Source organism: Effusibacillus pohliae DSM 22757 (assembly GCF_000376225.1).
GTDB classification, from domain to species: Bacteria; Bacillota; Bacilli; order Tumebacillales; family Effusibacillaceae; genus Effusibacillus; species Effusibacillus pohliae.
This window is the reverse complement of record NZ_AQXL01000109.1, coordinates 15,111-41,967: the sequence shown is the minus strand read 5'-3', so window position 1 is coordinate 41,967 and position 26,857 is coordinate 15,111. Positions and strand designations below refer to the sequence as shown.

Genomic DNA, 26,857 nt, shown 5'->3' with positions numbered 1-26,857 from the left:
GCGGGATTGTTGTACTCTACATCAAGTTGTTCAACAACGAACTGCAGGTAGGCTTCATGAGAACGAGCAACGGGAATCATGAACATCACCCAAACCGTCTAGTAGTAGGCAATTAGATGCCTCCATCGCGATTGTTGGGGTGATTTGAAAAAGTCAAGAGGAAAATTTGTTCGCACTCCTGTTTTGGGGGTGAAACAATAAATGGCCCTAGTCAAGAGACTAGAGCCTGTAAGGAAATTTTAATTCCGAGAGTCTACAGCTAGAGTGAGGGGGTGGTTATCCACCCCCTCCTCATCAAACCGCACTTCCCCCGACCGGACTTTCACCGGCTAGATAACGCGTGCTTTGGCTGGGCACGCCACTTAAAAAGCCGCTAAAGACGGTTCTTTTACGGCAAATAAGGATAGAAAATGCTGATAACTGCCCACAGCCAAGGCTAATGCAGCAAGCCCGCCGATAACCAGCTTAGCCTTCATTGTCAGTTCCCCCATTTCAATTTCAAATGACCTTGTCTGTGTCAAGTGGGTCCAATTGATTGGATACCCTGTCTCATGACTGCACTGACTCCATCTTCAATAACGTGGGCAAGACTCAGTGCATGACTCAAACAGGCCGAAAAGGTTACACGTTGACACTCCGCACGCCTCCAGGCGTGTGATGCCTGGGAGTACTCCCGTATCTGAGAGTTCTGACTTGCGTCTCAAGCGATCCCCGTTGACCCCGCGGCTGAGTCCGCTTAGGCGGACAGATCACGAAGGCGCAAACCTTCGCGCAGAATGTTTTGCGCGACGTTGACGACCCGATCAATGAATTTTGCCACACACCGGGCACGTCCACTCCCAGTCATGTCTTTCGCCCTGGTGTTTCGATGTCCGCAGAACGTCGAAAAAATTGAGCCACTGCCTGAAAAGCAAGTGGCTCTCTTATTGTTTTGGCCGGCATCAATAATACAGTGACTGGGCAAGGTTGCACTTGATACAGGTTTGCGTGTACCGGTCTTCCAAAAATTCATGCGCACACGTCTTGCGGATCTTTTCCAACTCGATTTTCAATTGATAGATCCGGTTGGAAAGCTCCGCGATTTCCCGCTCGATCTGCTGCACCCGGTTCATCGATGCGCCCTCCCGAACCGACAGCTGTTAGCGGTAAATCTGGTTGCCCGCTTCACGGAATTCCTTCGCTTTCTCTTCCAATCCCATGTCGATCGCCGTTTCCAGGGCGAGCCCTTTCGCTTCCGCATATTCGCGAATATCCTGCGTAATCCGCATGCTGCAGAACTTCGGCCCGCACATCGAGCAGAAGTGGGCCGTTTTGGCCGCTTCCGCCGGCAGCGTTTCGTCATGGTACTCCATCGCCCGTTCCGGATCGAGCGACAAATTGAACTGGTCGCGCCAACGGAATTCAAAGCGTGCTTTGGACAGCGCATCGTCCCGTTTTTGCGCATTCGGGTGGCCTTTCGCCAGGTCGGCCGCATGCGCCGCGATCTTGTAGGCAATCACACCTTCCCGGACATCGTTTTTATTCGGCAGGCCAAGGTGTTCCTTCGGAGTCACATAACACAACATGGCGGTGCCGAACCAGCCGATCATCGCTGCGCCGATGGCTGAAGTAATATGGTCGTAGCCGGGCGCGATGTCGGTCGTCAGCGGCCCCAACGTATAGAACGGTGCCTCCTGGCAGATTTCCATCTGCAAGTCGACGTTTTCTTTGATTTTGTGCATCGGTACGTGCCCCGGACCTTCGATCATCACCTGCACGTCGTGCTTCCAGGCGATCCGGGTCAGCTCGCCCAGCGTCCGCAGTTCCGCAAACTGGGCTTCGTCGTTCGCATCGGCGATCGAGCCCGGCCGCAGGCCGTCCCCCAACGAGAAGCAGACATCGTACGCTTTCATGATCTCACAAATCTCTTCGAAGTGGGTGTACAGAAAATTCTCCTTGTGATGCGCCAGACACCAGGCCGCCATAATCGAGCCGCCGCGGGAGACGATACCGGTCACCCGCTTTGCCGTCAACGGGATGTAGCGCAGCAGCACACCCGCATGGATCGTGAAGTAATCGACGCCTTGTTCCGCCTGTTCGATCAATGTATCGCGGAAGACCTCCCAGCTGAGGTCTTCGACGACTCCCCCCACTTTTTCCAGCGCCTGATAGATCGGCACCGTTCCGACCGGCACCGGCGAGTTGCGAATGATCCATTCACGGGTCGTGTGAATGTTCTTGCCGGTGGACAGATCCATGATCGTGTCGGCTCCCCAGCGAATCGCCCATGTCATTTTCTCCACTTCTTCCTCAATCGAGGAGGCGACCGCCGAATTGCCAATGTTCGCATTCACTTTCACGTGGAAGTTGCGGCCGATAATCATCGGTTCGCTTTCCGGATGATTGATGTTCGCCGGGATGATCGCCCGGCCGCGCGCCACCTCGTCGCGCACGAATTCAGGGGAGACGCCTTCGCGAATCGCGATGAATTCCATCTCCGGCGTAATGATCCCTTTGCGGGCATAGTGCAGCTGCGTCACATTTTGTCCCGGTTTTGCCCGCAACGGCCGCCGGTTCACCCCCGGAAACACCTGCCGGTTGGCCCGCGGGTCACCCGCCCGATAGCCGTCGTCCTCCGGCTTCACTTCGCGTCCCTCATACTCTTCTACATCGCCCCGTTCCAGGATCCAGTTGCGGCGGATCGGTGGCAGCCCTTGCCGGATATCCACCCTATAGGCCGGATCTGTATAGGGACCGCTCGTATCGTACACGCGGACCGGTTCATTCGGTACTTCACCGGTTGGTGTCGATGTCGGATGCAGCTCGATCTCGCGCATCGGCACGCGCAAATCAGGTCTGGAACCTTGCACGTACACTTTTTTGCTGCCCGGAAACGACGTTAGCAAAGCGATGTTTTGTTGCCCTTCCATTGTTTGCGACATGGTGAGACCTCCTTTTTTTCCCAAACAAAATGACGTGGATTCCAGGACCCGACCGGTTGGCGCATCGGCTGCAGCAAAAAACCGGATCCTACCTGATGAGGACCCGGCCGTCGACTGAAGTCGGCTGTGCATGATGCCCGAACCGCAGATGTATGTAGCCAACTACTTTCCTACGCTGGTATTATCCAGATCAGGTCCTGAGGGTTAAGGAACTTCATCGCGTCCCTCTCTCAGCCCAGGCTCATGGGCACCCCTAGTAGCAACATCGTATTGAATTTTTACAACTTTAGCATACCGGATGCAGTCCCGTTTGGCAAGGGGAAACCGCGACACTGTGTTGTTCGTCAGTGATATTGTCACCCTGTAACTCGTCTGTGAAAATGTCACCATGTAGAGGGAGTTTGAGTTCCTTGTCCACAGATAAATTAGTTGGCTTGCTTGCGTTTTCTTACCATGACATAACCGAACGTGCCAAGAGCAACTAACCCTCCGCCAATCGGAAGATAGTATTTGCTTCCCGCATTGCTTGAGTCTGAGTTCAAGACCGCACCACCTGCTTGCACCGCTCCATTTTTGCTCTCCGATGCCTTTTCTTTTTTCAATTTATCAAGTTTCGCTTCGAAATCCGCCATCGGTACGAAGCTATGTTTTTTCAGTTTTAAAAATTCATGATCCCTCATCGGAACAATACTACTTTCACCTGTCACGTGTTGGACAGCAAAGATATACAGACCAAATCGTTGATCGTATAAGAGTTTTGCGCTGTCTGTATCTTTTAGCAGTTTCTTTGCGTCTTGGAGGTCTTGTTCGAAGCTAGTATTATTTTTGATGTTGAAAATGCTCCATTTTCCGTTTTCTTCAGTGGCAAACACGATACCGGCAGGCTTACCATTTACTCGAATCGGAAAAATATATCCGCCAAATGTAAAACTGTTACCGTTCGCTTCGATTTTGTTCGAAACAACAAAATACGGTATTCCGTCTCCCAGTTGAGCATTCGCAAACGAATCATCAGCGTTTACCCCAAAGTTATCCTTCGCAGCATCCAAAGGTTTTTGATAGTTCAAAAAATCAGCTTCAATCATTGATTTTACACCTTTATTTGCGTACTGAGTTATTGGATCATTGTCAGCAAGAGCGGATTGATTTTGAACCAAAAGCATACATGCGATGAACATCAAAATCACAAGACGTGCAAAGTTATATTTCATAATGGTTTCCCTTCTTTACTACATATACGTAAATGTAGTAAAGGGTGTTCACCCAGGTCCACTGAGCGTTATCAACAAAGTCGTTATAATGCCTTAATGTTGTACGATGCATCCAAAGGATCAATATAATACACATCAGACTTCGGTACCGACGTGTCCTGATAATAGCCACGAATTACAAATACGTGACCAGTACCACTCCCCCCCTTCCATGTAATAAGTGCGATTATTGGTTCCCCATTGTTTATCTGATTTTATACTTTGACAAACCTTTTTGCATGTCATAGACAGTACCTGGTTCGTTTACAGCAGACCCCTTAACGTATACGACAATATCGGTTTGTGTGGCATTGGCTCCCAAATAATCTTCCCCCTTTCGAAATAGATTTTTGTAGGCAAACTCGACTACAATTTCAATATAATACCAGGTAGTCAGAATTTCAACTCTATTTCTATAAATCCGTTTTCCCCTTTAACTCACTCGAAGTCGTTTATGACAATCTCTCGGCAGGAAAGCCCCCGCCCAAGACGAAAAAAAGGGTTGCGTCATCACGCAAACCCTCGATGGATCACCCGTGTAACGGTGACAAAGTCACCGGCCTTGACGGATGTGTATTCTATTTACCGTGATTGCTGTGACCGTTCTCTGTTAGAACTCAAGCGGTTCAGCGGCTCTCTATTTTTCTCCTCGAAACGCCTTGTCCGAAATGTCCTTCCGGTAGTGCATGCCGGCAAAATGAATCGCCTGCACCCCGCGGTACGCCGCTTCTTTCGCCGCTTTCAGGTCGGCGCCGAACCCGGTCACGCCGAGTACCCGGCCGCCGTTGGTGACATATCGGCCTTCCACAAAATCGGTTCCCGCATGAAACACGACAACCTGCTCCGGCAGCCGGTCAAGCCCCTCGATCGGGTCCCCTTTCCGGTAGGCTCCCGGATAGCCTTGCGCCGCTAGAATCACGCAGACGGCCGCCCCATTTTTCCAGGCGAGCCGGATGTCCTGTAGGCGTCCGTCGATCACCGCATCGATCACGTCGACCAGATCGTTTTCCAGCAAAGGCAGTACCACCTGCGCCTCCGGATCGCCAAACCGCGCGTTAAACTCGATCACCTTCGGGCCTTCCGCGGTCAGCATCAGCCCGGCGTACAGCACCCCTTTGTACGGCGTGCCCCGCGCCACCATCGCTTCCGCCACCGGTCGGACGATCGTCGCCTCGATTCCCTGCAGCAATTCGTCCGTCACGCGAGGCACCGGAGCATACGTGCCCATCCCGCCTGTATTCGGTCCCTGGTCGCCGTCAAATACCTGCTTATGATCCTGGGACGGCACCATCAGCTTGACGTTTTTGCCGTCCACAAACGCGAGGACGGTGGCTTCCTCGCCCGCCAGAAACTGTTCGATCACCACGCGGCTGCCCGCTTCCCCGAACGTCTTCGCCTGCAAAATCGACCGCACGGCCTCTTCCGCTTCCGCCACCGTTTTCGCCACGATCACGCCCTTACCTGCCGCCAGCCCGTCCGCTTTGACGACGATCGGCGCCCCCTGTTCGCGAACGTACTGCAAAGCGGGTTCCGCTTCCGTAAACACTTGATACTTGGCGGTCGGAATTCCGTGCGTCAGCATCAGATCTTTTGCAAACGACTTGCTTCCTTCCAGTAGAGCCGCTTCCCGCCGCGGGCCGAAAATGCGCAGCCCGCGCGCTTCAAACGCATCGACCACGCCCGCCAGCAGCGCCGCCTCCGGCCCCACCACCGTCAGATCGATCGCTTCCCGTTCCGCAAAATCGGCCAACTGCTCGACCGCATCGGCGGCAATCGGCACACACTCCGCCAGTTGGGCAATTCCGGCATTGCCGGGTGCGCAGTACACCTTCCGCACGCGCGGACTCTGGGCCAATTTCCAGACGAGCGCATGTTCGCGGCCGCCGCCGCCAATCACAAGCACCTTCAAATCAATCGCCCTCCTTCCCGTTTGTTCGACAGACAGGGTCTGACCTTTGCCTGCAGGCGCGCCGGACCTGTTATTCCGTACGCGCCTACAGCCCGATAAGGTCTGACCGGATATTTGCCGCTTCGCCTCCACTTACCGCAACGGCCGCAGGAATTCTCATGTCAAACGATGTCGCACGGTGCAGCCATTTGTCCGGAACAATCGGTCTGACCTGTCCCGCACCAACGATTGCCGATGCCACCCAGCTTGCCGGGCGGTTGCCTGTCAGATCGTAACCGATTTTCCCGCTCCTTGTCGAATGCGAAAATTCGACACCCGTTTCGACGCGTAAATTTTCCCAAACAAGCGTCGAAGGTTCACCATACGAAAGATACCTTCGCACACACGTATCCTTTTTGTGTGCCGTACTCCGCCCCGCATGGAAAGTTCGCACACGATCAATGCTTGAAATGGCGGATGCCGGTGAATACCATCGCGATTCCGTGGCGGTCGGCCGCTTCGATCGACGCGGCATCCTTGATCGAGCCGCCCGGCTGGATGATCGCGGTAACCCCCGCTTTCGCCGCCTCTTCCACCGTATCGGGCAGCGGGAAAAATGCATCCGACGCGAGCACCGCTCCGTTCGCCAGCTCGCCAGCCTGTTCGATCGCGATCCGCGCTGCTCCGACCCGGTTCATCTGCCCCGCTCCGATGCCGATCGTGCGGTTCTCCCGCGCCAGAACGATCGCGTTTGACTTCACATGCTTGACCACTTTCCAGGCGAACAACAGCTGCCCCAATTCTTCTTCCGTCGGTTGCCGGCGAGTGACCACCTGCAGGTCGTCCGGCGAAACGGTCTTCAGGTCCAGTTCTTGCACCAGTAACCCGCCCGCCACTTTCAGTGTGGTGAGCTGATTGGCCAACGGAGATGCGGACTGCTCTCCCGCTTGCGCAGTTGCACCTTCGACCGTCTCCAGCATCCGCAAAGCATTATCCGCTTTCGGTCCGATCGCGGCTTCCAGTAAGCGGAGATTTTTCTTTTGCGTCAAAATCTCGAACGCTTCCGGCTCGAAACCGGGCGCAATAATGATCTCCAAAAACAGTTCCGCCATCGCCTGCGCGGTCGGAGCGTCGACCGTTCGGTTCAACGCGATGATGCCGCCAAAAATCGAGACGGGATCCGCCTCATACGCTTTCTGCCAGGCGCCGAAAATCGTATCGGCAGTCCCGACGCCGCACGGATTGGTATGTTTTACCGCAACCACCGCCGGTTCCGTGAACTCCTTGACAATCGCCATCGCCGCATTCGCATCGTTGATATTGTTGTAGGACAATTCCTTGCCGTGCAGTTGTCTCGCGCCGGCGATCGTGTCGGCTCCGGCTGCCGGCTCCCGATAGAACGCCGCTTGCTGGTGCGGATTTTCCCCGTAGCGAAGATCCTGCGCCTTCTCGTACGTCAATGTGATCGTTTCCGGGAATTCCTCGCCCACCTGGCGGGTCATGTACTGGGCCACCAGCGCGTCGTAAGCGGCAGTGTGGCGGAACACTTTCGCCGCCAGCGCCAGCCGCGTAGTCACCGGCAGTGGTTTGCCTTCGTCGAGGCTTTCGATCACCAGACCGTAGTCGGCCGCGTCAACAAGAACGATCACGTCCCGGTAGTTTTTCGCCGCCGCCCGCAGCATCGATGGCCCGCCGATATCGATATTTTCGATCGCCTCCTCATGCGTCACGCCAGGCTTTAGAATCGTCTGCTTGAACGGATACAGGTTGACGACCACCAGATCGATCGGCCGGATGCCCAGCCGCCCGATCGCCTGCATATGTTCCTCATTGTCCCGCACTGCCAGCAGCCCGCCGTGAATGTTCGGATGCAGCGTCTTCACCCGGCCGTCCATAATCTCCGGAAATCCGGTCACATCCGAAATCCCGGTCACCGGAATCCCCGCCTGCTCCAGCAGTTTGGCAGTACCGCCGGTCGATACGATCTCCACGTTGTGCCGAACGAGCGCCCGGGCCAAATCGACGATGCCGGTCTTGTCCGATACGCTGATCAATGCTCGTCTCATGTTGTTTGATTCCCCCGTTCCCAAACTGCAACGTTATGGTTAGTCTCTTGCCTATCCAATCCAATACTCCACCTCATTGCCGCGGAGCAGAATCCGTCCGTTCGCAAAATCACGCACCACTTGCGGCAGCAGCCGGTGTTCCGCCGCCTGAATCTTCGCCGTCAGGGTGTCTCTCGTCTCGTTTGACTCAATCGCCACTTTTTCCTGTGCAATCACAGGCCCCGTGTCCATCCCCTCATCGACAAAATGAACCGTTACCCCCGTATATGACACCCCTGCCTGCAAAGCCTGGCCGATCGCATCCTTGCCCGGAAACGCCGGCAATAGCGAGGGATGCAAATTGAGAATCCGCCCCCGGTACGGTTCCAACAGCGTCGGTCCGACCAGCCGCATGTAACCGGCAAGCACGATAAAATCCACCCGTTTCGCCCGCAACTCCTCTAAAATTCGCGTTTCATAAGCCGCTTTGTCAGGAAATTCCTTCGGAACCAGCACCAGTGCCGGAACGCCGGCCTGTTCCGCCCGTTCGATCGCTTTCGCTCCCGGCTTGTCGCAGACGACCAGGACGATCCGGGCACCACCCAACTCGCCTGCAGCAGCCCGATCCAGCAGAACCTGCAGATTGCTCCCGGTCCCGGACGCAAACACGGCGATCCGCTTGCCGGCGGTTGCGTTTTCAATCCCTGGCCCCCCGTCAAAAGCCGTCACCGGCCCCCCTTCACCGGACGCGGCTCCCGAAAAGGAATCCCCGCTTGCTGTTCCCCGCATTTCCTCGCTCATGCCGTTCCTCCAACCCCGTCGATTCGCACCTGGCGGTTGCCTGGCACAATGCTTCCGATCCGGTACGCCCGTTCCCCAAGGCTGATCGCCTCCCGGATAAAATCGTCCGCCTGCGTCTCCGGAACCACCGCCACCAGGCCAATCCCCATATTGAACGTACGGTACATATCGCTTGCGGACAGGTTGCCTTCCCGCTGCAGCAGCTCAAAAATCGGCAGCACCGGCCAGGATCCCGGACGAATCTCGGCAGCGCATCCCTCCGGCAGTACGCGCGGGATGTTTTCCAGAAAGCCGCCGCCGGTGATATGGGCCATCGCCCGCACATCGAACCGTTCGCAGAGCGCAAGCCCATTTTTGACATAAATGCGGGTGGGAGTCAGAAGTTCTTCGCCAAGCGTCCTGGTCAGTCCCGGAAGCTGCGCGTCCAGCGAATATCCGGCCTCTTCCAGCAGCACCTTGCGCACCAGAGAAAATCCGTTCGAGTGCAAACCGCTCGAAGCCAAGCCGATCACCGCATCGCCCGGCGTCACCCGCGTCCCGTCGATCAGCTTGCTTTTGTCGGCGATGCCGACCGCAAAACCGGCCACGTCATATTCCCCGTCCGCGTACATGCCCGGCATCTCGGCCGTCTCGCCGCCGACCAGCGCGCACCCCGCCAGGACGCAGCCATCTGCGATTCCCTTGACGATTTGTTCCGCCGTCTCCGGCACCAGTTTGCCGGTTGCCAGATAATCCAGAAAGAAAAGGGGCTCGGCCCCCATCACCAAAATGTCGTTGACGCACATCGCCACCGCGTCGATGCCGATCGTGTCATGCTTGTCCATCTGAAAAGCGATTTTCAGCTTGGTGCCAACCCCGTCGGTTCCCGATACAAGCACCGGTTCCTTGTATTTGCCGAGGTCCAGTCGAAATCCACCGCCAAATCCCCCCAGAGCGGTGATCACTTCCGGCCGCATGGTGCGGGCCACGTGCGGCTTGATCCGGTCGACCGTTTCATTCCCGGCATCGATGTTCACGCCTGCCCGGGCATAGGCATCGACTCCGGCAGCTTGCTGCGAACCGGCTGCGCGGTTGGTTTGCAAATCGCGAATATCGTTGTGTCCCGACACGTTCGCCCCCTACCTTTCCAACACATGTTTTTGCAGGCCTTCATAGATCTCGGTCGGATACCGCCCGGTGAAACAGGCGTTGCAATATTTGTGCTGGGACAAGTCCTCCACGCCGAACGCCTGCATCATCTTCGCTTCCGACAGGTAGGCCAATGAATCGGCACCGATGTATTCGCGGATCTCCTCGATCGATTTGTTGGCCGCGATCAGCTCTTCCCGGGCGGACGTGTCGATGCCGTAGAAGCAGCCGTGCGTGACCGGAGGCGAGGAGATGCGCAGGTGAACCTCTTTCGCTCCCGCTTCCCGCAGCATTTGGACGATCCGCTTGGAAGTCGTGCCGCGCACGATTGAATCATCGATCAGCACGACCCGCTTGCCGTCCACCACCCCGCGGACGGCTGACAGCTTCAGCTTCACGCCCCGTTCGCGCAGTTCCTGGCTGGGTTGGATGAACGTCCGGCCGATGTACTTGTTCTTGATCAAGCCGATCTCGTACGGAATCCCGGTCGCTTCTGCATAGCCGATCGCGGCCGAAATCGAAGACTCGGGAACGCCGATCACCACGTCTGCGTCGACCGGATGTTCTTCCGCCAGCAGTTTGCCCAATTTTTTACGGACGGAGTGCACGTTGAACCCGTCAATGTCCGAATCGGGACGGGCGAAATAAATATACTCGAACGTGCACATGGCCGTTTTGCCGACGCTGGCGAATCGCTCGGACCGCATGCCGTCGCGGTCGATGACCAGCATCTCGCCCGGTTCGATGTCCCGGATGTATTCCGCGCCGATCGTATCGAAGGCGCAGGTTTCAGAAGCGACCACATACGCCCCCTCAAACTGGCCCAGCGCCATCGGCCGCAGTCCGTGCGGATCGCGCATGGCGAGCAGCTTGTCGTCGGTCAGAATCAAAAATGCGTACGCGCCTTTCACGACCGACAGCGATTCCTTGATGCTCTCCTCGATCGTCGGCAGCCCCGACTTGGCGATCAGATGGGCGACGACCTCGGTGTCGCTGGTGGTTTGGAAAATGCTGCCCTGCCGCTCCAGCCGGCCATGGATCTGATGGGCGTTGATCAGATTGCCGTTGTGCGCGAGCGCCATGTTGCCCCGCTGGAAACCGAACGTCAGCGGCTGCGCGTTGGCAACGGAGGAATCGCCGGTCGTCGAGTAGCGCACATGTCCGATCGCCGCATGCCCTTTCAGCGATCGCAGCACGTCCTGGTCAAACACCTCGGCCACAAGCCCCATGCCCTTATGGGAATACATTTTGCGGCCGTCGACCGTGGCGATGCCGGCGCTCTCCTGCCCGCGGTGCTGCAGGGCGTAAAGACCGTAGTAGGTCAGCTCGGCCGCCTTGTCATGCCCGAAGATCCCAAACACGCCGCACTCTTCGTGCCATTTGTCAGACATCATTGCATGATGCATGGGATGGCTCCTTTCCATGTGCTTGCCAACCGTTCCACCTGCTCGTCAACCACCGTTTCGCCATTGACGCGGATCACCAGTTTTGCGCCTTCCACGCGGCCGATGCGGGTCAGCGGAACATTGTGCTCGCGGGCCAACCGTTCCAGTGTTTCCGCCTGCGCGGGCGATGCTTCCAGAATGATGCGGGACGGACTTTCTGCGAACAGGGCAAAATCGGGCCGCAGCCCCGGCGCAAATCCGACCGCCTGTGGCGTCGATACTGTGGTGGCCGCTCCCTCGCCCGCTTTCCCTGCACCCGCCGGCTGCGTCACCGAACCAGCAGCGTCGGATCCCGTGGTCGCCGCCGCATCGCCAATCGCCAGTTCGACCACCGCTCCCTTACCGCCGGCGATTGCCGATTCCGCCAGCGCCACTGCCAAACCGCCATCCGCGCAGTCGTGCGCCGAGCGGACGAGTCCCTGTTGAATCGCGGCGAGCGTGAAGCGCTGCACCGATTTTTCCAATGCAAGGTCGATTGCGGGCGGTTTGCCTGCCACCCGGCCGTGCACCGCCTTTAGATATTCCGATCCTCCGATATCCGGATTGGTCACTCCCGTTACATAGAGGACATTGCCTTCCTCTTTCCAGTCGGAGGTGGTGATATGGTCAACGTCGTGTACCAGACCGACCATGCCGATGATCGGGGTCGGGTAGATGTCGATTCCATTCGTTTCGTTGTAGAGCGATACGTTACCGGAAATCACCGGCGTTTCCAGCACGCGGCACGCTTCCGCCATGCCATCGACCGATTTTTCGAATTGATAGAAGACCTCCGGCTTTTCCGGGTTGGAATAGTTCAGGCAGTCGGTCACCGCCAGCGGCTCCGCCCCCGTACAGACCACATTGCGGGCCGCTTCCGCAATCGCCAGCTTGCCGCCCGTTTCCGGATCGAGGTAGACGTATCGGCCATTGCCGTCCGTTTTCATCGCCAGCGCTTTACGCGTGCCGCGAATCGTCACGACTGCCGCATCCGATCCGGGACGAACGGCTGTCGACGTCCGTACCATATAGTCATACTGCCGGTACACCCACTCTTTCGAGGCGATCGTCGGCTGGCGGAGCAGCGTGTGCAGCGTCTCGTTCAGGTCGTTCGGAACCGGCAGGCTGTTTATATCGAAAGGTTCCGTCTCGTCCAGATAGGCGGGCCGCTTCGCAGGACGATTGTAGACGGGCGCGTCATCGACCAGCGCCGATACGGGTATTTCCGCCACCACCTGCGCGCCTTCCTTCACCCGCAGCATGCCGTCGTCCGTGACGCGGCCGATGACGGTCGCTTCCAGTCCCCATTTTTTGAAGATCGCTTGCGCGACCGCCTCCTTTCCTCGTTCCATCACCACCAGCATCCGTTCCTGCGATTCGGACAGCATGATCTCGTACGGCGTCATTCCTTCCTCGCGGCGGGGGACGAGCGCCACATCCAGTTCAATCCCGGAGCCCGCGCGGGAAGCCATCTCGGACGAGGAAGAGGTCATGCCGGCGGCGCCCATGTCCTGGATGCCGACGACCGCTCCCGTTGCAATCAGTTCCAGGCAGGCTTCCAGCAGCAATTTTTCCATGAACGGATCGCCGACCTGCACGGCGGAACGTTCTTTCGCATGCGGGTCTTCCGCCGACGCGAACGTCGCCCCGTGGATCCCGTCGCGGCCCGTGCGGGCTCCGACCACCATCACCGGATTGCCAACGCCCGACGCCTTGCCTTTCGTAATCTTGTCCTTGTCGATAATCCCCACGCACATCGCGTTGACCAGCGGGTTGTGCGTGTACCGTTCGTCGAACACAACCTCCCCGGCAACGGTCGGAATGCCGATGCAGTTTCCGTAGCCGGCGATGCCTTCCACCACATGGCCGAACAGATATCGGTTGCGCGCACTGTTTTCGATCGGGCCGAAGCGCAGCGAGTTGAGCAGCGCGATCGGCCGGGCGCCCATCGTGAACACGTCGCGAATAATGCCGCCGACACCGGTGGCAGCCCCCTGATACGGTTCAATCGCGGACGGATGGTTGTGCGATTCGATCTTGAAGACGACGGCGTGGTTGCCACCGATGTCGACGATGCCGGCGTTTTCGCCGGGACCCTGCAGCACCCGCGGACCGGATGTGGGAAACCGCTTCAACACCGGTTTCGAGCTTTTGTACGAACAATGTTCCGACCACATGACGGAAAAGATACCGGTCTCCACATAGTTGGGCTGCCGTCCCAGCAGCTGAACGATTTTTTGATATTCGTCATCCGTCAGTCCGAATGTGCGATAGATTTTCTCGTCGACGATCTGCTGCGGGGTCGGTTCCTGCCGAACCGTTTCCTGCTTCGCTGTATTAGGCACCGTGCTTTTCCCTCCAGTTCCGCAAAATCGATGTAAAGAGCGCACGGCCGTCGCTTGAGCCGAGCCAGTCGTGCACCGCCCGTTCCGGGTGAGGCATCATACCCAGCACATTGCCCGCTTCGTTGCAGATGCCGGCGATGTTGTCGACCGAACCGTTCGGATTTTTGCCGGAATAGCGAAACACAATCTGGTTGTTCGCCTGCAACTTCTTGAGCGTCTCGTCATCCACGTAATAGTTGCCTTCGCCGTGCGCGATCGGGATGCGGATCACTTGCCCTTGTTTGTAGTCCCGGGTAAAAGGGGTATCGGCGTTCTCCACCACCAGCGGGGAGATCTCGCAGTTGAACTGCAGATGGTTGTTGCGCCTGAGCGCCCCCGGCAGCAAGCCGGATTCGGTCAGAATCTGGAATCCGTTGCAGATGCCGATCACCAGCCGGCCGTCGGCCGCCGCTTTCTTGACTTCTTCCATCACCGGCGAGAAGCGGGCGATCGCTCCGCAGCGCAGATAGTCGCCGTAGGAAAATCCGCCCGGCAGCACAATGCAGTCATAACCGGACAGGTCGGTCGCATGGTGCCACACCATCTCCACCGGTTCGCCCAGCACATCCTCCACCGCTTTCACCGCATCGACGTCACAGTTGGAGCCAGGAAACACAATCACCGCAAATTTCACGCGCTCACACCTCCGTCAATTCGAAGGTGTAAGACTCGATCACCGTGTTGACGAGCAGCTTTTCGCACATTTCGGTGATGCGTTCTTCCGCCGTCTTTCGGTCGTTCGTGTTTACTTTCACTTCCATGAACTTGCCGATCCGCACGTCCTCCACCTCGTCATAGCCAAGCGCATGCAGCGACTTGGTGACGGCCGACCCTTGCGGATCGAGCACGGACGGCTTCAGTGTGACATGAATTTTTGCCAGGATCATCGCTCATATCCTCCCAGTCGTCGCAAAATTTCCTCGTACGCTTCCTCGACCGCTCCCAGATCGCGGCGGAACCGGTCTTTGTCGAGCCGCTCCTTCGTGTCCGCATCCCAGAACCGGCAGGTGTCAGGCGAAATCTCATCCGCCAACAGCAGGTTGCCGTCCACGTCGATGCCGAATTCCAGCTTGAAATCGACCAAAAGCAGATTTTTGTCGGCCAGAAATCCTTTCAAATAGACGTTGATCTGCCGTCCCAATTCCTCCAGCTGCTGCACCTGTTCCGGTGTAGCCAGTTGCAGCACCTCGATGTGCGACCGGTTGACCAGCGGGTCTCCCAACTCATCGTTTTTGTAATAAAATTCCACCACCGTCTTCGGCAGGATCGTCCCCTCTTCCCAGCCGATCCGCTTTGCGAGCGAGCCGGCGGCGATATTGCGGACCACCACTTCGAGCGGCAGGATCCGCACTTTTTTGACGAGCATCTCCCGTTCCGATAAGGTGCCGATGTAATGGGTGGCAATCCCTTTCGCTTCCAGCATCCGGAAAAAAATCGAAGCGATCCGGTTGTTCATCTCCCCTTTGCCGGCGATTGTCCCTCTCTTCTCGCCGTTAAACGCTGTCGCATCGTCCTTGTACGCAACGATCACCTGATCCGCTTGATCCGTCAGGTACACCTTTTTCGCTTTCCCTTCGTACAACAGCTCGCCTTTCACCGGCATCGCCGTTCCCCCTCTCTGCATTACTTGCCGATATGACGCAGCAGCTTGCTTGCGAGTCCGGTGTACGTGGCCGGTGTCATCGCCAGCAGGCGGGCTTTGTCATCAGCCGGCAGTTCCAATCCCTCGATAAAGGAGCGCATCACGTCGGCGTCCACTTTCACGCCGCGGGTCAGGTCTTTCAGTTTCTCGTAAGGATTCTCATGCCCGTTCTTGCGCATCACGGTCTGCACCGCTTCGCCGATCACTTCCCAATTTTCGTCCAGATCCTTCGCCAGCGCCTGTTCGTTGACCGACAGTTGTTTCAGCCCGCGCAGCGCTCCCTGGATGGCGATGCAGGAATGGGCGATGCCGACCCCGATGTTGCGCAAGGCGGAGGAATCGGTGAGATCGCGCTGCATACGCGATACGGGAAGTTTCAGCGCCAGATGTTCCAGCACGGCGTTGCTCATGCCGAGGTTCGCTTCCGAGTTTTCAAAATGGATCGGGTTCACCTTGTGCGGCATCGTCGACGAGCCGACCTCCCCCGCGACCGCCTGCTGTTTGAAGTAGCCGAACGAGATATACGACCAGATGTCCCGGTCAAAATCGATCGCGATGCTGTTGAAGCGGGCGATCGCCATGAACGCTTCCGCCAGATAATCGTGCGACTCGATCTGTGTCGTCAGCGGGTTATAGGTCAATCCCAATCCCTCGACAAACGAGCGGGCAATCTCTTCCCACGAAGCGTCCGGATAGGCCGCGACGTGCGCGTTGAAGTTACCGACCGCGCCGTTAAACTTGCCGAGGTACTCCAGATTGCGAATCTGCGCCAACTGCCGCTGCCATCTGCGGACAAAAACGGCCAGTTCCTTCCCGACCGTGGTCGGACTGGCCGGCTGCCCATGCGTATGCGCAAGCATCGGCACGTCTCTCGTCTGATCGGCAAAGTCGGCCACTGCCTCCGCCAATTTTTCCGCCAGCGGCAGCCAGATCTGCCGGATGGCGCCCTGTATCATCAAACCGTAAGCCAGGTTGTTGATGTCTTCCGACGTGCAGCAAAAATGCACGAACTCCGCCACGTCCGCCAGCGTCGTTTGCCTGATCCGCCGCTTGATGTAGTACTCCACCGCTTTTACGTCATGCTTGGTGGTCGCCTCGATTTCCTTCACTTCCAGCGCGGCCGCCTCATCAAAATCGGACGCCAGCCGCCGCAGAAACTCGGTCTCCTGCTGCGTAAACGGGCGCACATCCCGGATCTCCGCAGTTTCCGACATCTTGACCAGCCACTCGACTTCCACGTGCACGCGGTGCTTGATCAGCGCCCATTCCGATACGTAGTTTTCCAGGCCGGCCAACTGTTCCCGATAGCGGCCGTCCAGTGGGGAGACTGCTTTTATCGCCATCTGCAACTTCCTTTCCCTGCATTCGCGTATGATGGATCAACCGTTCCAAATCCCGAGCTGTTCGATCTTCGCCAGTGCCTCTTCGACCGTTCGCCCCAGCACGTTGAGATGCCCCATTTTTCGCTTCCGCTTGGCCTCGGCTTTGCCATACAGGTGGAGCTTGATCCCGTCGCCCAGCCGGTTGGCCTTGGCCAGCACCGGCTCCACATGTTCGCCGAGGATGTTGACCATGACAACCGGCGTTAACAGCCGCGTTTCGCCCAGCGGCAGATTGCAGATCGCTCGCACATGCTGCTCAAACTGGGAGGTCGCACAGGCATCGATCGTGTAATGGCCCGAATTGTGCGGACGCGGTGCCAGTTCGTTGACCAGCAGGCTGCCTTCCTGCCAGAACATCTCGACGGCGATCAGGCCGACCACGTCCAGTTCTTCCGCGATCCGTTTGGCCAGCTCCTGCGCCGCCCGATCGGTTTCTGCAGGGATCCGCGCCGGCACGATCGATTGATGCAAAATATTTTCACGATGGATGTTTTCCGCCGTCGGAAACGTGCGGACTTCGCCGTTCGGGTTGCGGGCGGCGATCACCGACAGTTCCTTGGCAAAATCGACCCACCCCTCCAGCACCAGCTCCGACCCGCTTGCGGCTGACTGGGTCTCGACTCCGGTCTCTTCCTTCGACCAGTCCGCCCGTCCTGCACTGCCCAGTGTCTGCCAGGCTTTTTCGATGTCGGACAGCTCTCCCAGGACGTACTGCCCTTTTCCGTCATAGCCGCCGGTCGCCGTCTTCAATACGGCCGGCAGCCCCAGTTCCGCCACCGCCTGCCGCAATTCCTCGCGCGAACCGACCGGCCGCCAGGGAGCCACCGGGATACCGATCGCCTGCAGTGCCGTTTTTTCCCGGATCCGGTGGCGGGTCGTCCGGAGAATCTCTCCTCCTTGCGGCAGGTATGCTTCCCGCTGCAATACCTGCACCAACTCGTCGCTCACGTTTTCAAACTCATAGGTGAGGACATCAGAAACGCGCGCCATCTCGCGGGCGATCGCCAAATCGTCGAGCGGCCCGGTGAACGCCACATCGGCCACCTGCCCGCACGGCGAGTCGGCAGCCGGATCGAGGGTGACGATCCGATAGCCCATCTCGCGGGCTTTCAGGGCGATCATCCGGCCCAATTGACCGCCGCCAAGGATGCCGATGGTGGCACCGGGGAGAATCTGCCGGGGCGTCCGCCCATCAACTTGAGCCGATCGCTTGTTCCGCCCCGTGTACTCATCCTCCGCCTGACGCTCCTTCTCGCCAAGCCGCTGCTCTTGTTGTAAACACCCGGCCTGTCCTTCGCCTGAAACGCATATCGTCCGATCGGTCATGTGAGATCCCCGCTTTCGATTACCCGCTGCCGCATGTCCGCCCGCCGTCTTTCCAGCCGCTGCCGGAGTTCCGGTCGGGTGGCAGCCAAAATCTGAGCCGCCAGCAAACCCGCATTGGCAGCTCCCGCCTTGCCGATCGCCACCGTTGCCACCGGCACGCCCGCCGGCATCTGAACGATGGACAGCAGCGAATCCAGCCCGTTCAGCGCGGCCGATTTTACCGGGACGCCGATCACCGGCAGCACCGTCTTCGCCGCCACCATGCCCGGCAGATGGGCCGCTCCTCCCGCACCGGCAATGATCACTTCCAAACCGCGCTCCACCGCTGTCTCCGCATATTCAAACATCAGATCCGGCGTCCGATGCGCCGAGACCACTTTTTTCTCGTAAGGAACCGCCAATTCATCCAGGATCGTGCACGCCTCGCGCATCGTTTCCCAGTCCGACTGGCTGCCCATGATCACGCCCACCAGCGGTGTTTGCATGTTGGCACCTCCATCCGTCTCACCCTTATTATTGCATGTCACAAAAAAAGAAACCCGGCACGAGCAAGTTTCTCTCGTGAGCGAGCGAAACCTGCCCGCCTGGGCTTTTGTCCCTTCGGTGTCATGCCGCAACACGGCATGCGAATCGCTCGGACCAGCATCAATTCCGCCAAAATGGACAGAGCGACGTCATTTTGGCGGCATCGACCGGAACCCTAGATCCGCTTTCACTCGTAGTCCGGTTATTTACGGTAACCGGGTAGAGACTCTCGGGCCATATTCCCGAGGATATACGAGAGTCCTATTCGTTTGTCGGCTTCCCTAATCACAGTGTACCAATCGCAGGAAGCGGTGTCAATGAAAATACGAACATTGTTTTCACGCATAAGGAAATCGTTCGTAATGCACCTTGTTCACCGCAGCCAGTTTACCCGCGGGTTGCCACCCAGCCGACCCAAACGGCCAGCAGCAGGAACAGCACCAGCGCGCCGGTTTGCCCCAACAGTTTCAACTCCGGCAGCGGCGTTTTCATGCTCACCAATCCGACGATCAGAATCCCGATCAGCGATTTGCCGGCAATCAAACATCCCACAGCATGTTGGTGTTCATAATGCCTTCCACGATCATTTTCATCAGCATCGCTTTCGGCTCGTCCAAGTCACGGCCAAAGAGTTCCACAGCATCGGCAGCGTCCGCACCAGGCTGATCAGACCGACGGTTGCCACCTCGCCCCAAAAACAATGAAGAGGAAAACAATTTCCAAAACGGACCAACCATCCATGGTATAATGAGAGAAATATTGCCGTGACGGCGGGAATCCCCCATTTTTCCGAATTCTGGCAGGATTTCGCTGCAGCAAGTGGAATACAAAAGGCACACTCATCCCGCGCTATGGACAGAAAATGCGCCGGGGCGTTCCATTGGACCGGAAGGTTGACTGTGAGGGGATACACTTGATCAAGAGCCTGCTTGCCAAACTGCGCAAAAAAGACACACAATCCGAGCGAATTCTATTCGAAATGTTTTACCAGCGGGTGTACAACACCGCCTATTTGATGGTCAGGGATCCGCACCTCGCCCAGGACATCGTGCAGGAAACATTCTTGAAAGCGTTCAGCCAGATCCACAAACTGAAAGACGGCAACAAAATGGAAGCCTGGCTGATCAGCATCGCCACCCGGACGGCGCTCGACCATCTGCGAAAAATAAAAAGACGAACCGATTTTGTCGCAGATGACGTCTATATAAATGAGATGGCTTCACAACACGAATTCCAGCTGCCGGTGGAGACGATCGTTGAACAGAACATCATAAAAGAGATATTGCGGGAGGAACTGGCAAAGCTGAAACCGGAATACACACAGGTTCTGATTTTGAAATACGGGTATGAGTGGAAAGAACAAGCAATCGCCGACGCGTTGAACGTCAGTGTCAGCACGGTCAAAACGCGGCTTCGCCGGGCCAGACAGGTATTGAAACTGGCCGTTGAAAAACGGTGGAATGAGAGGGAAGGTGATTCGAATGGCCACTTCACGAAAGCCCAATCTCGATAGTTTGCTGCAGGAACTGGTGCAGGAGGAAATCCGCGCCGACACGCCGCCCCCCGTGCCGGTATCGGAAGCGTGGGAACAGGTGCGGAGCCGTCTGTACGGAACCGGCCGGATGTCCGGGGCGATGTTTCCCGGGCGAAAAAAAGCGGTCTACGCCGCCGCCGTGTTGCTGGCCCTATTCGCGGCAACCGCCTGGCTGCCGCAGCAGGGGTTCGCATTCGCCCGGTTGTCCGACATTTTCCACCGCATCGAAGGGTCTGTCGTGCAGTTGTTTATCAGGTCGGGGGATCCGCAACCAAAACAGGCGGATACGCCGCCGGACGATCCATCCGCTGCCAATGCCAGGATCATCGAAGGGTCGGAAATTCAATCGCTGCACATGAGCCTGGAACAAGCGCGGCAAGCCGCCGGGTTCCCGATCCGGCTACCGCAGCAGGTGCCTGCCGAATTCACACTGAAAGACGTGACGGTACTGAAAAAACGGACGGAAAAAAGCCAGGAAATCTACCTGAACTACGCAGGATCTCAGAGACGGTTCCACATCAACGAAAAAATGACAGGGCCGCAATTTGGCGCCGGAGCGTTTGTCGACCGGGACGATACGAAAGTGGAAGATGTCACCGTACACGGGCAGAAAGCAGTTCTGCTGACATACAAAAACGGGGTGACCGAGCTGATCTGGGTGACACAGGATACCTACTTTTCAATCGAAGGCAACCTCACCAAACAGGAGATTCTGCAGATCGCAGAATCTCTCTGAGAGACGGCGGGCGCCTTGCGGCGCCCCGCTTCACCTGTTACACCCGGTTTCACCCTGCATCAATGAAACGTTTACTGCACATAAATATAGGTCGAGACGCTACCCCCCTGCTCGATCACCCCAGCCTCATTCACCCAGTGCACACCACGGGTTCGATAGTAGTACCCACCGGTTACATACAGATCCTTTGCACCGTATACGAACGAAGAGGCATAGTCCTTAAATTGGCCGACATACGCCACATCCGTCCATCTCCCTTGGGCGGCATCCCACTTTTGCAGATACAGGTCGATCGCGATCGTATCCACCGCCGTGTAGGCTTGCGTGTTGCCGCTGACCGTCACGCGGGTGCCGGAAGCTCCGATAAACGTTTCCCCGCTCTGCAAATATTGAGTGGATTGAATCGTGAATGAACCGAATGACAGGCTGCCGTACCCGAAATGCGGCTGGCTGGCCGGCGTGCCTTCCATCGGAGCGGGCGGTTTTTTCCCGGCCGCCAAGCCGCTTGCCGGTTGCAGCAGAAGCGCAGCCAATCCCACCGCAAACATCCAGATGACCATCCGTTTCCACCTGGCCATGCATGTCCCTCCTTGCGGATTTTTCATTTACTTTCTGCGCACATCCGAATCATTCCTGCTTCCACGTTCGGTTGGTGCAGCAAACGGCACCCCAGTACTGCAAGGTGCCGTCCGTTTACTTCAGTGAACCTGTTTTATAATATTTTTCCGCCAGCAGGTCGATTTCTTTTTTCAGTTCCGTCACCAGATCCTTTTCGGGAACTTTGCGGATGATCTCGCCGTACCGGAACAACAGCCCCTCGCCGACGGAGCCGGCGATTCCGATGTCCGCTTCTTTCGCTTCGCCAGGACCGTTCACCGCACAGCCGAGCACCGAAACTTTAATCGGGGCTTTGATCTTCGCCAGGTATTCTTCAATCTCGTTCGCGACGCTGATTAGGTCGATCTCGATCCGGCCGCAGGTCGGACAGGATACGAGTGTCGCCGCATTCGAGACCAGCCCGAACGTTTTCAACAGTTCCCGGGCGACTTTCACTTCCTCGACCGGGTCGGCGCTGAGCGATACGCGGATGGTGTTCCCGATCCCCATCCACAGCAGGGTGCCAAGACCCGCAGCGCTCTTGACGGTCCCCGAAAACAGGGTGCCCGCCTCCGTGATTCCGATATGCAGCGGGTAGTTGAACGACTCCGCTGCTTTCTTGTACGCTTCGATCGCCAGCGGCACATCCGACGCCTTCATCGACACCACGATATCGTGAAAATCGAGTTCCTCCAGGATGCGGATGTGGTGAAGCGCGCTCTCCAGCATTCCTTCCGCCGTCGGATAGCCGTATTTTTCGAGGATGTGCTTCTCCAGCGAGCCCGCGTTGACACCGATACGGATCGGAATGTTGCGCTCTTTGCAGGCTTTCACGACCGCTTCCACTTTCTCGCGGCGGCCGATGTTGCCCGGATTGATGCGGATCTTGTCGATCCCGTTTTCGATCGCTCGGAGCGCCAATTTATAGTCAAAATGAATATCGGCCACCAGCGGAATCGAGATTTCCCGCTTGATCTCTTTGATCGCTTTGGCCGCTTCCGCATTGTTCACTGTTACGCGAACCACCTGACAGCCGGCTTCCTCCAGGCGATGAATCTGCTCGACCGTCGCTTTCACATCGTGCGTTTTGGTCGTCGTCATGCTCTGAATGATCACCTGATCACTGCCGCCAATCGTCAGATTGCCCACTTTCACGGGACGCGTTTCTTTTCTGTGATACATACCGTACAGTCTCCCATCTGTAAGATGTCCGTACCTATTATACCCGTTCCGGAAAAATCGGGCCAGAGGCAGCGGCCAATAGAAGAAACTCGGCTAACAGCGCCCGCGTCCATGCGGGCAAAGCCGAGTTGATCATTCTTGATCAAAAAAGGAAGCCTACTCCGCTTCCCCGCCCGCAAACACAATCTGCAAGTCGATTGCAAAATCCTCAAAGATGCCGACCGGCACCCGCTCCTCTTTCGTATACACTTGCCGCTCGCCGTATTTTCCGTTTTCCAGCCGGTAAACGTCCACATTTTCATGCAAGGGATCGACGATCCAGTATTCCTTCACCCCATATTTTTGATACAGGTGAAACTTGTGCAGTTTGTCCCGCTTGGCCGCATATCCCGGTGACAAAATTTCAACGACCAGATCGGGCGCCCCCTTGCATCCCCGTTCGTCGATTTTGTTCCGGTCGCAAATCACCACCAGATCCGGCTGCACCACGTTATAGGTCTGGTCGTCATCGTCCGCTTCCGACAGGCGGACATCAAACGGGGCCACGTACACCCGGCAGGTCTTGCCCCTGAGATACGTTGCAAATTCAGTGACCAGTTCCCCCAGAATCCGCTGATGCTTTTCCGCCGGCGCCGGCGTCATGTTGTAGGGAATCCCGTCGATCAGTTCCCAGCGTTCGCCGTCATCCCACTTCAAGTAGTCGCTGTAGGAATATTTGCGTTCCGGTTCCAATTTCGGCATGCTCATCCCGCGCACCTCCCTTTTGACAGTATTATACACCATGTCGCGCGAGCATCACGAAAACCGGCTTGGTCATCAAAAAAAAACGGTCCGGCGCACAAAGCCGAACCGTCAACCGGCCTAGAACAGGCCGTCCGCTACTCGGTAATAAAGATATACCGCAATACGATCAATACTGCGAGCGTCCACATCAACCAGTGGATCTTCACTTTCTCTTTTGTGAACAGGTTGCGGAACGCGTTCAACACCACGTAGAACACAATGCCGGCGCCGATCCCGTTGGCAATCGAATAGGTGAACGGCATCATGACGATCGTCAGAAACGCCGGAATCGCCGTCCCCAGTTCATCAAAATCAATCTTTTTCACGGCGCTCATCATCATCACGCCGACGATCACCAGCACCGGTGCGGTGGCCGCATCCGGAATGATCGCCACGAGCGGTCCCAACAGGAACACCGACAGCAGGAACAGGATGGCCGTCGTCACGGAGGTGAGCCCTGTCCGGCCTCCCGCCGCGATCCCGGAAGCGCTCTCAATGTACGCGGTAATGGTGGACGTGCCCAAAAGCGCCCCGAGCGATACGCCGGTCGCATCGACTGCCATCGCCCGGCCGATTTTTTGCTCCGAATCGGGACGATGCAACAGGCCCGCTTTATCCGCCGTGCCAATCAGCGTGCCGAACGTGTCAAACAAAGCGACGAACGTAAACACCAACACGATCTCGAAAAATCCGCCGGTCAAGGCGCCTTTAATATCCAGGCTGCCGATATACAACTGCGAAAAGTTCGGAATCCAGGGCGTTTTGAAAAACGCTTCCGTATTGGTAACACCCATCGGAATCCCGATCAGCGTCGTCAGCAAAATCCCGATCAGCAAAGCGCCCGTTACCCGCGCCACCGCGAGAATGGCCGTGATTACCAAGCCGATCAGCGTCAGCAGCGCCACCTTATTTTCCACAAAATGGGCGATTGTCAGGTTCCACTCGAAAAATTTCAACGTGACCGGCGTGCCCTTGGCAACCGCCCCGGCCGACGGCCCTCCCAGGTATACGATGTTCGTGATTTCCCCCAGTTTCAGCCCAATGATCGTAATAAACAACCCGATCCCGACCGTAATCGCGTACTTGAGCGAATCCGGCACTGCCACCACCAGCAGCTGCCGGATCCGGGACACGGTCAGCAAAATCAGAATCAGCCCCGATACAAACACCGCACCCAAAGCCACTTGCCAGGACACCACACCGCCCTGTTGCGCCGCCACGACCGCAAAATAGGCGTTCAACCCCATGCCCGGTGCCAGTGCCACCGGGAAGTTGACGAACAGCCCCATCATCAGCGTGACCAGCGCCGAACCGACTGCCGTGGCGAAAAACACCGCATTTTTGTCCATGCCGGTGGCGGACAGAATCAATGGATTCAAAAACAGGATATAGGCCATCGTGACATACGTGGTGACCCCGGCAATCAGTTCGGTTCGGATGTTGGTCCCGTGCTCCCGCAGTTGGAAAAGACGTTCCATCATAAGCTCTGCGCCTCCTTTTACTCCCATTCAATCGTCGCCGGCGGTTTCGAAGTAATGTCATATACGACCCGGTTGACATTCGGCACTTCATTGACCAGGCGGGTCGACAGCCTTTCCAGCACCTCATACGGAATCCGTGCCCAATCGGCAGTCATTCCGTCTCTGGAAGTGACGGCGCGAATGCCGATCGTATAGGCGTAGGTGCGTTCGTCCCCCATCACCCCGACGCTCTTGATATCCGGCAGCACGGCAAAATACTGCCAGATCTCCCGATCCAAGCCGGCCCGTTTGATTTCGTCACGGACCACCCAATCGGCTTCTTTCAACAGTTCAAGCTTGTCCTCCGTCACTTCGCCGATAATCCGGATCGCCAATCCGGGACCGGGAAACGGCTGACGCCAGACGATCTCGTCGGCGATTCCCAGTTCGGTGCCGAGCGCCCGCACTTCGTCTTTGAACAGCGATTTCAGCGGTTCCACCAGTTCAAATTGCATATCCTCCGGCAAACCGCCCACATTGTGGTGAGACTTGATCGTTGCGGCGGTCGCCGTACCGCTTTCGATAATGTCTGTGTAAAGCGTCCCCTGTGCCAGAAAATCAAAGTGGCCCAGCTTCTTCGATTCTTCTTCAAACACGCGGATGAACTCTTCGCCGATGATCTTGCGCTTGCGCTCCGGGTCGGTGACGCCCGCCAGCCGCCGCAGGAACCGTTCCCGCGCGTCGATTTTGACGACGTTCATTTTGAATTCCTGGGCGAACGTCTGCATCACCAGGTCCGCTTCGTTCTTGCGCAGCAGACCGTGATCGACAAACATGCAGGTCAGATTGTCGCCGATCGCCCGGTGCACCAACACGGCCGCCACCGACGAGTCAACGCCGCCGGACAGCGCGCACAACACCCTTTTGTCACGGACGGTCGCCCGAATGTCTGCGATCGCTTCGTCCACATACGAGCCCATCGTCCACAATCCTTGGCAGCCGCATACTTCGTACAGGAAATTTCTCAGTATGTCCATGCCGTGGATCGAGTGATTCACTTCCGGATGGAACTGTACCGCGTACAGTTTGCGATCGGGCGCACTCATCGCCGCTACCGGTGCATGCTGGGTGGACGCATCCACCTGAAACCCGGCAGGCGGCGCCAGCACCAGGTCGCTGTGGCTCATCCAAACCTGCTGTTCCCGCGGCTGCCTTTTATATAAAACAGCATCAGACTGTACGTGCATGATCGCTTTTCCATACTCGCGAACGGCTGCCCGCTCCACTTTTGCGTTAAAGTGATAGGCGATCAGCTGCATCCCGTAGCAGATGCCGAGAATCGGAATCCCCAGCTCAAAAATGGCCGGATCGACTTTCGGCGCTCCCTCCGCATACACCGAATTCGGCCCGCCGGAAAATACGATCCCTTTCAGATCCATCTGTTTCAACTGTTCGGCCGTCACAGTCGGCGGCAACAATTCCGAATACACGTTCAGTTCGCGAATCCGGCGGGTGATCAACTGGTTGTACTGCCCGCCAAAATCCAGTACGACAACAGATTCATGCGGTTTCATAACGTTCGCTCTCAACCCCTCAGCCAAAATAAAAAACACCAGTTGCCCGCCTCGCTCTTCACTAGGATTCACGAAGATTCAATGGCGCATACGAGGCATCCGGTGTTGTACATCTCGCCAATAACCCGCCCCTGCAACCGCGGAATGGCTGGGCTTTTATGTACGAACAGCCGCCTCGTAGTCAGGTCATTTACGGTGACCTGGTAGAAACTTTCGGGCCCTATTCCCGAAATTATACGAGCCAGTTTTCGACATCATTTTACGCGAACATTCAA

Annotated in this window: 25 protein-coding genes and 3 riboswitches; of the genes, 2 read left to right on the top strand and 23 right to left on the bottom strand. The window is 57.1% G+C overall.

Annotated features, from left to right (window positions below; translation table 11 throughout):
- Positions 1-941: 941 nt before the first annotated feature.
- The 18 genes from C230_RS22410 to C230_RS0105965 all read right to left on the bottom strand — a co-directional run bounded on the left by C230_RS22410 (position 942) and on the right by C230_RS0105965 (position 19,546).
- Complete coding sequence (locus C230_RS22410; RefSeq protein WP_018131144.1) at positions 942-1,112, bottom strand: hypothetical protein; 171 nt, start codon at positions 1,110-1,112, stop codon at positions 942-944.
- 27 nt (positions 1,113-1,139) lie between these two features.
- The gene (gene thiC / locus C230_RS0106045; RefSeq protein ID WP_018131143.1) at positions 1,140-2,921 is read right to left on the bottom strand and encodes a phosphomethylpyrimidine synthase ThiC; all 1,782 of its coding nucleotides are present in this window, start codon (positions 2,919-2,921) and stop codon (positions 1,140-1,142) included.
- Positions 2,922-3,071: 150 nt separating this feature from the next.
- Positions 3,072-3,186, bottom strand: a riboswitch (TPP riboswitch).
- A 160-nt stretch (positions 3,187-3,346) separates the two neighbouring features.
- A complete protein-coding gene (locus C230_RS0106040) occupies positions 3,347-4,132 on the bottom strand; it encodes a hypothetical protein (RefSeq protein WP_018131142.1) in 786 nt (261 codons plus the stop codon).
- Between the two features lie 83 nt (positions 4,133-4,215).
- Positions 4,216-4,380: a C39 family peptidase gene (locus tag C230_RS23860; RefSeq protein WP_083910475.1), complete on the bottom strand. Its 165-nt coding sequence runs from the start codon at positions 4,378-4,380 to the stop codon at positions 4,216-4,218.
- A gap of 428 nt (positions 4,381-4,808) precedes the next feature.
- Entirely contained in the window at positions 4,809-6,080 is a 1,272-nt protein-coding gene (gene purD, locus C230_RS0106035; protein ID WP_018131141.1) for a phosphoribosylamine--glycine ligase, read from the bottom strand.
- A gap of 437 nt (positions 6,081-6,517) precedes the next feature.
- The gene (purH, locus tag C230_RS0106025; RefSeq protein WP_018131139.1) at positions 6,518-8,125 is read right to left on the bottom strand and encodes a bifunctional phosphoribosylaminoimidazolecarboxamide formyltransferase/IMP cyclohydrolase; all 1,608 of its coding nucleotides are present in this window, start codon (positions 8,123-8,125) and stop codon (positions 6,518-6,520) included.
- 51 nt (positions 8,126-8,176) lie between these two features.
- Positions 8,177-8,905 carry a phosphoribosylglycinamide formyltransferase gene (gene purN / locus C230_RS0106020; protein ID WP_018131138.1) on the bottom strand — a complete coding sequence of 243 codons (729 nt, stop codon included), beginning with the start codon at positions 8,903-8,905 and terminating at the stop codon, positions 8,177-8,179.
- Positions 8,902-9,987, bottom strand: a complete 1,086-nt coding sequence (purM, locus tag C230_RS0106015) for a phosphoribosylformylglycinamidine cyclo-ligase (RefSeq protein ID WP_051074219.1) — start codon at positions 9,985-9,987, stop codon at positions 8,902-8,904. The genes purN and purM overlap by 4 nt, the downstream gene beginning before the upstream one ends.
- A gap of 36 nt (positions 9,988-10,023) precedes the next feature.
- Positions 10,024-11,439: an amidophosphoribosyltransferase gene (gene purF / locus C230_RS0106010; protein ID WP_018131136.1), complete on the bottom strand. Its 1,416-nt coding sequence runs from the start codon at positions 11,437-11,439 to the stop codon at positions 10,024-10,026.
- Complete coding sequence (gene purL, locus C230_RS0106005) at positions 11,424-13,802, bottom strand: phosphoribosylformylglycinamidine synthase subunit PurL (protein WP_018131135.1); 2,379 nt, start codon at positions 13,800-13,802, stop codon at positions 11,424-11,426. The genes purF and purL overlap by 16 nt, the downstream gene beginning before the upstream one ends.
- Entirely contained in the window at positions 13,795-14,475 is a 681-nt protein-coding gene (gene purQ / locus C230_RS0106000) for a phosphoribosylformylglycinamidine synthase subunit PurQ (protein WP_018131134.1), read from the bottom strand. The genes purL and purQ overlap by 8 nt, the downstream gene beginning before the upstream one ends.
- A 4-nt stretch (positions 14,476-14,479) precedes the next feature.
- Positions 14,480-14,728 (bottom strand): phosphoribosylformylglycinamidine synthase subunit PurS, encoded by a 249-nt coding sequence (gene purS, locus C230_RS0105995; protein WP_018131133.1) that lies wholly within the window; start codon positions 14,726-14,728, stop codon positions 14,480-14,482.
- Positions 14,725-15,444, bottom strand: a complete 720-nt coding sequence (gene purC / locus C230_RS0105990; protein ID WP_018131132.1) for a phosphoribosylaminoimidazolesuccinocarboxamide synthase — start codon at positions 15,442-15,444, stop codon at positions 14,725-14,727. The genes purS and purC overlap by 4 nt, the downstream gene beginning before the upstream one ends.
- A 20-nt stretch (positions 15,445-15,464) precedes the next feature.
- Positions 15,465-16,826 (bottom strand): adenylosuccinate lyase, encoded by a 1,362-nt coding sequence (gene purB, locus C230_RS0105985; RefSeq protein WP_018131131.1) that lies wholly within the window; start codon positions 16,824-16,826, stop codon positions 15,465-15,467.
- Positions 16,827-16,862: 36 nt separating this feature from the next.
- The gene (gene purK, locus C230_RS0105980; RefSeq protein WP_018131130.1) at positions 16,863-18,191 is read right to left on the bottom strand and encodes a 5-(carboxyamino)imidazole ribonucleotide synthase; all 1,329 of its coding nucleotides are present in this window, start codon (positions 18,189-18,191) and stop codon (positions 16,863-16,865) included.
- Positions 18,188-18,676, bottom strand: a complete 489-nt coding sequence (gene purE, locus C230_RS0105975; protein WP_018131129.1) for a 5-(carboxyamino)imidazole ribonucleotide mutase — start codon at positions 18,674-18,676, stop codon at positions 18,188-18,190. Before purE ends, purK begins: the two co-directional genes overlap by 4 nt.
- Positions 18,677-18,890: 214 nt before the next feature.
- Positions 18,891-18,992, bottom strand: a riboswitch (purine riboswitch).
- A 111-nt stretch (positions 18,993-19,103) separates the two neighbouring features.
- Positions 19,104-19,259: a hypothetical protein gene (locus C230_RS22405; protein WP_018131128.1), complete on the bottom strand. Its 156-nt coding sequence runs from the start codon at positions 19,257-19,259 to the stop codon at positions 19,104-19,106.
- Positions 19,256-19,546, bottom strand: a complete 291-nt coding sequence (locus tag C230_RS0105965; protein ID WP_018131127.1) for a hypothetical protein — start codon at positions 19,544-19,546, stop codon at positions 19,256-19,258. Before C230_RS0105965 ends, C230_RS22405 begins: the two co-directional genes overlap by 4 nt.
- Before the next feature lie 83 nt (positions 19,547-19,629).
- Between C230_RS0105965 and C230_RS0105960 the strand changes: the two genes are divergently transcribed.
- Both C230_RS0105960 and C230_RS0105955 read left to right on the top strand, forming a co-directional pair.
- Positions 19,630-20,229 carry an RNA polymerase sigma factor gene (locus C230_RS0105960; protein WP_018131126.1) on the top strand — a complete coding sequence of 200 codons (600 nt, stop codon included), beginning with the start codon at positions 19,630-19,632 and terminating at the stop codon, positions 20,227-20,229.
- Positions 20,198-20,986, top strand: a complete 789-nt coding sequence (locus C230_RS0105955; protein ID WP_018131125.1) for a DUF4367 domain-containing protein — start codon at positions 20,198-20,200, stop codon at positions 20,984-20,986. The genes C230_RS0105960 and C230_RS0105955 overlap by 32 nt, the downstream gene beginning before the upstream one ends.
- Before the next feature lie 71 nt (positions 20,987-21,057).
- Here C230_RS0105955 and C230_RS0105950 read toward each other — a convergent pair whose 3' ends face one another.
- From C230_RS0105950 to guaA, 5 genes are all read right to left on the bottom strand, one after another.
- The gene (locus C230_RS0105950; protein ID WP_018131124.1) at positions 21,058-21,564 is read right to left on the bottom strand and encodes a DUF6147 family protein; all 507 of its coding nucleotides are present in this window, start codon (positions 21,562-21,564) and stop codon (positions 21,058-21,060) included.
- A 115-nt stretch (positions 21,565-21,679) separates the two neighbouring features.
- A complete protein-coding gene (ispG, locus tag C230_RS0105945) occupies positions 21,680-22,765 on the bottom strand; it encodes a flavodoxin-dependent (E)-4-hydroxy-3-methylbut-2-enyl-diphosphate synthase (protein ID WP_018131123.1) in 1,086 nt (361 codons plus the stop codon).
- Positions 22,766-22,921: 156 nt separating this feature from the next.
- Positions 22,922-23,512, bottom strand: coding sequence for a Uma2 family endonuclease (locus C230_RS0105940; protein WP_018131122.1), 591 nt, complete (start codon positions 23,510-23,512; stop codon positions 22,922-22,924).
- 131 nt (positions 23,513-23,643) lie between these two features.
- A complete protein-coding gene (locus tag C230_RS0105935; RefSeq protein ID WP_026174169.1) occupies positions 23,644-25,026 on the bottom strand; it encodes an NCS2 family permease in 1,383 nt (460 codons plus the stop codon).
- 20 nt (positions 25,027-25,046) lie between these two features.
- Positions 25,047-26,582, bottom strand: coding sequence for a glutamine-hydrolyzing GMP synthase (gene guaA / locus C230_RS0105930; RefSeq protein ID WP_026174168.1), 1,536 nt, complete (start codon positions 26,580-26,582; stop codon positions 25,047-25,049).
- 158 nt (positions 26,583-26,740) lie between these two features.
- A riboswitch (purine riboswitch) is annotated at positions 26,741-26,842 on the bottom strand.
- Positions 26,843-26,857 lie beyond the last annotated feature (15 nt).